The organism is Enterococcus sp. 2STP, from assembly GCF_032465635.1.
GTDB classification, from domain to species: domain Bacteria; phylum Bacillota; class Bacilli; order Lactobacillales; family Enterococcaceae; genus Enterococcus_B; species Enterococcus_B lactis.
Map to the genome: position 1 here is coordinate 1 of NZ_JAWDJH010000033.1, position 3,628 is coordinate 3,628.

Genomic DNA, 3,628 nt, shown 5'->3' on the forward strand with positions numbered 1-3,628 from the left:
GAATAAAAATTTTAATTTTTATTACCAATTATTTCTTGATAAAAAATCAACTGTCTACCTGCAGATCAATCTCCTGAAGTATTTTCTCTATCATTTCTTGTTGACTTAATTCGGCAGTCAGTATCTTCTCATTAGGCAATCCAAGTATATCGTGCTCCAACCACCACTCCGCCATTTGTTCTGCACCAAATTCTTTTGACACATTTCTCTGGCTGTGACGTCTCAGCGTTTCTTCAAAAGAAAAATCGTAATAATAAGCAAATACATTTCCTTGAAAGCTCTCATACAGGTCCATAAGCATCGCTTTGTAGATTTTTGTGCTCATGATTCCCTCAACAAGGACTAAATCAAATCTGTCTTTTCCGAATTCTGCCAACTGACGGATCAAATCTGGTGTAGGATTTCCTACTTTATCTTTGACATTCAACATTCCTCTTCTCACTTCATCTTGAGAGATTCGCATCACCTTCCCCATAGGAAAATGATTTTGAATAGCTTTAGCTGTCGTTGTTTTCCCACTTGCTGAATTTCCTCTTAATATGACTAGCTTCCCCATGACACTGCATCTCCTTGTATACCGATAATCATTCATCCAACATCATTAAACCTTCTGTTAATTGAAAATAAAAAGAGAATCTGTTTGTATAAACTCATTCTGATCTGTGGTAAGCATATGGAATGAGATCCGTAATTTTAATTTTTTTAGCCCCCTCTTCTGTTGAAACAATGATCTCACAATCAGGTGCATACTCCAATATAAACTGTCGGCAATTCCCACATGGAGAATAGATCATGTCAGAATGATCTCCACCCACAGCTACGATACACTCAAAATCACGTTCACCACGACTGATTGCTGTCCCTAACGCAATGATTTCTGCACATGCCCCATGATTCGAATAAACATTCACACCAGTATACACATTACCGTTTGTGCAACGTACTGCAGCTCCTACTGTATGATTGAAAGACACCAAATCAATATTTGATTTAATGACTTCGGTTGCAGCATCCACTAATTCTAAATCCATTGTTGATAAATCGCTCATTTTTATCTCCTTCTTTCTGCCAAATCGGTTAAAGCAATCATAATCTTTATATAAAAAAACATCAATGGCAGAACGGAAAGAAAAGAAACGACTCAGTTAGTATGGAGTATAGTCTATTGTTCTTGATACAACGGTAAAAAAGCAAGCTTGCATTTACAAGCCTGCTTTTTGGAACATTTAAAGCTTCGATGTGACAAACCACCTATGCTGCTCGATCATAAAATTGATAGCAAAAATTCCACAAAGTATATATGTACCCCATGATAATAAAACATTCATCTGCGGTAAAATGATCTTTGGAAGAATCACAATCAAAAATGATGCCAGAGCCCAAATCCAACGATTGATGTGAACGTGACGCATAGCCAGCATATTCAACATAAGTTGGCTTATCGTTAATAAAAAGATAAAAGCAAAAAATAAAATCAGCCAATACATTGTTTTCCACCTCTGAAATCAGACCTAAGCAGTTTGTATTTCGTTATCTCCATTATTATTTTGTTCATCTGACAACATCTTTTTATCATAAGCTTTTACAAATGGATAATAGATGATAAATGCTATCAGTGTATTGATCACAATCAAAACAACCACACGCCAGTCATTTCCTGCTGAAAGATAGCCGCCGATTGGTGCTGGTAATGTCCATGTTGGCAACACAGTAAATCCATTGACCATTTCTAATTTGACTGCAAAATAGCTGACAATAGTCAAAACTAAAGGAACTAAGTTGAATGGAATGAACATATAAGGATTCAACATCATAGGAGCTCCAAAAATCATCGGCTCATTGATATTGAAGATACCAGGAATAATGGAAAAGCGACCAACTTCTTTTAAGAATTTTGATTTACAAAAGAATAAAAACAAAACTGATACCACAATCGTGGCTCCTGCACCGCCAATCGTAACTGTCCATTGATAAAACTGTTCAGGAGCAATATAAGGCAATTTGGTAGCAGCTGTACCATCTGCTAACGCCTTCGCATTCTCATCCAACATAATCAGCCACATTGGGCGAACGACAGCCCCTACGATACTCATGCCATGGATCCCAAATGACCACAACAAATGGATCAAAAACATCGGTAATAAAACACCAAGCAGATTATTCCCTAAAATATTGGTTAAAGGCTCGAATAACGATAACAAGGCAGCGTTTACATCAAAGCCCGCGACGCTTCGAATCAACCAAGTCGTTGTTAAAATCACTGCACCAGGAATCAATGCCTCAAAACTACGGGCAACAGCAGGTGGTACTTGTTCTGGCATTTTGATAGTAATATTACGCTTTTTAAAGAAACGATACACTTCCACTGCAAAAATCATGGATAGGATCCCGGCAAACATCCCAGATGCTCCTAAAGAACTCATCGGTAAGACCCAGCCAAGAGGTGCCTCTTTAGGTGTTAAAACGTTTACAGGAACTTGTAACATAAAGAACGTCCCTAGTGATAATATACCACCCGTCACACTATCCAACCCATATGATTTAGCTAGATCCGAACCCATAACAAAAGTTGCGTAAATAGCCATTAATCCCATCGTAATCCTGAAAGGTAAAACGATCGTTGCCGAATAAGGGGCAATAAATTCATTCCACCCAGGAAACGGTAAATTGATGAAAACCATAAAAAATGTACCAATCAAAATCAATGACAGTGTTGAAACAACCCCATTACGAATTGCCAATAAATGTCGCTGTGTACCAATTTTTGCCATTGGTGGGACAAGTTTTTCCTCAACCCATTTCATCAGCTTTTCCACTAAAACCACTCCTTTTCAATAAAATAGAAAGCATTCACTGCATGATGAAGCAAAGAATGTTCATAATTAATTATATAATTATGAAATTTTATTTCAATATATTTTAGTAGAAAATATTATTATTTTTTAATACAGGTTCTTTTTTCTATACAAAAAAATTTTTCAAACCTAATAAACTTTACTGTTCCTATACTGATCTATGGGTTTATAAAATAGTATTTAAATAAAATAAAAAACCTTGAAATTTAATTTCAAGGTTTTTCGTAATACCGGCGGCCGGGGTCGAACCGGCACGTCCTCAACGGACACTGGATTTTGAGTCCAGCGCGTCTGCCAATTCCGCCACGCCGGCAAATTAAAAGAATAACTGGGGTAGCTGGATTCGAACCAACGCATGAGGGAGTCAAAGTCCCTTGCCTTACCGCTTGGCTATACCCCAAGAATAAAGGGCGAATGATGGGAATCGAACCCACGAATGCCGGAGCCACAATCCGGTGCGTTAACCACTTCGCCACATTCGCCATCATAAAAGATGTTATTTAATTTCTCAATAAAAAACTAAGATGAAGACATCTTAGTCAATACCGGCGGCCGGGGTCGAACCGGCACGCCCTCAACGGGCACTGGATTTTGAGTCCAGCGCGTCTGCCAATTCCGCCACGCCGGCAAGTTGATTTATTAGTACTAAGGCGGTAACCGGATTTGAACCGGTGATGAAGGTTTTGCAGACCTCTGCCTTACCACTTGGCTATACCGCCATTATACTATTATCAATCTATAAAATAAAGAATAAATTATAGAAAATGACTTAA

The 3,628-nt window shown here is 38.0% G+C and carries 4 protein-coding genes and 5 tRNA genes; all 9 read right to left on the reverse strand.

Annotation, left to right across the window (positions count from 1 at the left end; all coding sequences use genetic code 11):
• Window positions 1–46: 46 nt before the first annotated feature.
• The 9 genes from RWU19_RS13190 to RWU19_RS13230 all read right to left on the reverse strand — a co-directional run bounded on the left by RWU19_RS13190 (window position 47) and on the right by RWU19_RS13230 (window position 3,574).
• Window positions 47–556, reverse strand: coding sequence for a kinase (locus RWU19_RS13190; protein WP_316002456.1), 510 nt, complete (start codon window positions 554–556; stop codon window positions 47–49).
• A gap of 94 nt (window positions 557–650) precedes the next feature.
• On the reverse strand, window positions 651–1,049 hold the full coding sequence (locus tag RWU19_RS13195; RefSeq protein WP_002292397.1) for a cytidine deaminase family protein: 399 nt from the start codon (window positions 1,047–1,049) through the stop codon (window positions 651–653).
• Between the two features lie 177 nt (window positions 1,050–1,226).
• Window positions 1,227–1,487, reverse strand: coding sequence for a diacylglycerol kinase (locus tag RWU19_RS13200; protein ID WP_123838275.1), 261 nt, complete (start codon window positions 1,485–1,487; stop codon window positions 1,227–1,229).
• A 24-nt stretch (window positions 1,488–1,511) separates the two neighbouring features.
• Complete coding sequence (locus tag RWU19_RS13205) at window positions 1,512–2,816, reverse strand: PTS sugar transporter subunit IIC (RefSeq protein ID WP_123838274.1); 1,305 nt, start codon at window positions 2,814–2,816, stop codon at window positions 1,512–1,514.
• A gap of 267 nt (window positions 2,817–3,083) precedes the next feature.
• Window positions 3,084–3,168: transfer RNA gene (locus tag RWU19_RS13210), tRNA-Leu, on the reverse strand.
• A gap of 15 nt (window positions 3,169–3,183) precedes the next feature.
• Window positions 3,184–3,255: transfer RNA gene (locus RWU19_RS13215), tRNA-Gln, on the reverse strand.
• A 9-nt stretch (window positions 3,256–3,264) separates the two neighbouring features.
• Window positions 3,265–3,337: transfer RNA gene (locus RWU19_RS13220), tRNA-His, on the reverse strand.
• 61 nt (window positions 3,338–3,398) lie between these two features.
• Window positions 3,399–3,483, reverse strand: a tRNA-Leu gene (locus RWU19_RS13225).
• Window positions 3,484–3,503: 20 nt separating this feature from the next.
• A tRNA-Cys gene (locus tag RWU19_RS13230) sits at window positions 3,504–3,574 on the reverse strand.
• Window positions 3,575–3,628: the final 54 nt, after the last annotated feature.